The 2,267-nt window shown below is 70.0% G+C and carries 3 protein-coding genes; 2 read left to right on the forward strand and 1 reads right to left on the reverse strand.

The window, feature by feature from the left end; translation table 11 throughout:
- Positions 1–906, reverse strand: a 906-nt coding sequence (locus tag ACCP09_RS39725; RefSeq protein ID WP_433754240.1) for an acyl-CoA dehydrogenase family protein, incomplete at its 3' end; no start/stop codon positions are given.
- 99 nt (positions 907–1,005) lie between these two features.
- On the opposite strand from ACCP09_RS39725, the gene ACCP09_RS39730 reads away from it, so the two are divergent.
- Complete coding sequence (locus tag ACCP09_RS39730) at positions 1,006–1,848, forward strand: enoyl-CoA hydratase (protein WP_433754242.1); 843 nt, start codon at positions 1,006–1,008, stop codon at positions 1,846–1,848.
- A partial coding sequence (locus ACCP09_RS39735; RefSeq protein WP_433754244.1) for an acyl-CoA dehydrogenase family protein occupies positions 1,848–2,267 on the forward strand: 420 nt, incomplete at its 3' end. The genes ACCP09_RS39730 and ACCP09_RS39735, both read left to right, overlap by 1 nt.

A 2,267-nucleotide genomic window follows, 5' to 3' on the forward strand; every position in this document is an offset into this window, starting at 1 on the left:
CCCCAGCGTCCGCAACGCGTGCGCCCGCAGCACCCGCAGGCCCATCCGCGCGCGGTCCAGATCGGCGCGCAGCAGCGGATCCTCCCACGTGCCCAGCCGCTTGGCCTCCGCCTCGATCCCGTCCAGCTCGCGGCGGAACCCGATCTGCTGCCCCAGGGTGGACACCCCGCGTTCGAAGCCGAGGGTGGCCATCGCGATCCGCCACCCCTCACCCGGCTCACCGACCACCATCGCGGCGGGAGTCCGGGCGTCGTCGAAGAACACCTCGTTGAACTCGCTGGTGCCGGTCAGCTGCTGGATCGGCCGCACCGTCACCCCGTCCTGCCGCAGCGGCACCAGCGGATACGACAGCCCGCGGTGGCGCTGCGACCCCCGCTCGGTGCGGGCCAGCACGAAACACCAGTCCGCCACATGCGCCAGCGACGTCCAGATCTTCTGCCCGTTGACCACCCACTCGCCGTCCCGCAACTCCGCCGAGGTGGACACCGCCGCCAGATCCGACCCGGCCCCGGGCTCGGAATAGCCCTGACACCACAGCTCCTCCACCGCCACGATCCGCGGCAGGAACCGCGCCCGCTGCTCCGGCGTGCCGAACGCGATCAACGTCGGCCCCAGCAACTGCTCCCCGATGTGGTTCACCCGCGCCGGCGCCCCCGACGCCGCGTACTCCTCGTGAAAGGCGACCTGCTCCTCCAGCGACAACCCCCGCCCACCGAACTCCACCGGCCAGCCCACACACGTCCACCCCGCCGCCGCCAGATGCCGCTCCCACGCCAACCGCAACTCGAACGCCTCATGCTCGCGCCCCGGCCCGCCCAGCCCACGCAAGGCGGCGAACTCACCGGTCAGGTTGTCCACCAGCCAGTCCGCGACCTCACGACGGAACCGCGTCAGCTCGTCGTTCACCCAAACCTCCGTGCTGTTGTCTTGGGTGCGCCGAGTCGTTACGCTACCAAGCAATTGCTTGCTTTGGAAAGGTTGCGGTGTGCGGCGAAGGAGTAACGCATGAGTGAACCGGTGGTCCGCTATGAGCGCCGGGGTGCGGTGGCGGTGGTGACGATGAATCGCCCGGAGTACCGCAACGCGCAGAACTCGGCGATGACTTATGCGCTGGATGACGCGTTCACCCGTGCGGTGGACGATGCCGGGGTGAAGGTGATCGTGCTGGCGGGGGAGGGCAAGCACTTCTCGGCCGGCCATGACATCGGCACGCCGGGCCGGGATGTGGATCAGTCGTTCGACCGACGGGCCGTGGTGTGGTGGGACCACACCACGCGGGAGGGTGGGGATCAGCGGTTCGCCCGGGAGTCGGAGGTGTATCTGGGGATGTGCCGCCGGTGGCGGGAGATCCCGAAGCCGATGATCGCGTCGGTGCAGGGGGCGTGTATCGCGGGTGGGCTGATGCTGGCCTGGGTCTGTGACCTCATCGTGGCCTCCGACGATGCGTTCTTCGCCGATCCGGTGGTGCGGATGGGCATTCCGGGCGTGGAGTATTTCGCGCACCCGTGGGTGCTGGGTCCGCGGGCGGCGAAGGAGGTCCTGTTCACCGGGGAGCGGTTCGGCGTGCAGCAGGCCCAGGAGTGGGGCATGGTCAACCGCGTCGTGCCGCGCGCCGAGGTCGAAGCGCGGACTTTTGAGCTGGCGGAGACGATCGCGCGGATGCCGCAGTTCGGGCTGGCGCTGGCGAAGAAGGCGGTCAACCAGGCCGAGGACCTGATGGGCCTGCGGTCGGGAATGGACTCGGTGTTCGGGCTGCACCACTTCGCGCACGCCCACAACGCCGAAACCTCCACCGATTCCCTCGGTGGGCAGGACGCGCGCTCGATGCGGGACGGGGCGCAGCGCTGATGGACCTCGACATCGATGCCGAGTCGGCGGCGTTCCGGGACGAGGTGCGGGAGTGGCTGACGGCGCACGTGCCGACGCTCCCCTCGATGGACACCGCGGAGGGGTTCGCCGCGCACCGGGAGTGGGAGGCGCAGCTGGCGGACGCGCGGTTGTCGGTGGTGTCGTGGCCGCGCGAGTACGGCGGGCGGGATGCGTCGCTGTTGCAGTGGGTGTTGTTCGAGGAGGAGTACTACGCCGCGGGCGCACCCGGGCGGGTCAGCCAGAACGGGATCTTCATGCTGGGCCCGACCTTGTTCGCCCACGGCACGGCCGAGCAGCGGGAGCGGATCCTGCCGGCGATGGCGCGGGGTGAGCAGGTGTGGGCGCAGGCCTGGTCCGAACCCGAAGCCGGGTCTGATATCGCCGCGTTGCGCAGCAGC

The sequence above is a fragment of the Amycolatopsis sp. 3B14 genome (genome assembly GCF_050958625.1).
Classification (GTDB): Bacteria; Actinomycetota; Actinomycetes; order Mycobacteriales; family Pseudonocardiaceae; genus Amycolatopsis_E; species Amycolatopsis_E thermoflava.

Coding starts and splice junctions, on each gene's coding strand:
- ACCP09_RS39730 (WP_433754242.1), top strand. CDS start 1,006: ATGAGTGAACCGGTGGTCCGCTATGAGCGCCGGGGTGCGGTGGCGGTG.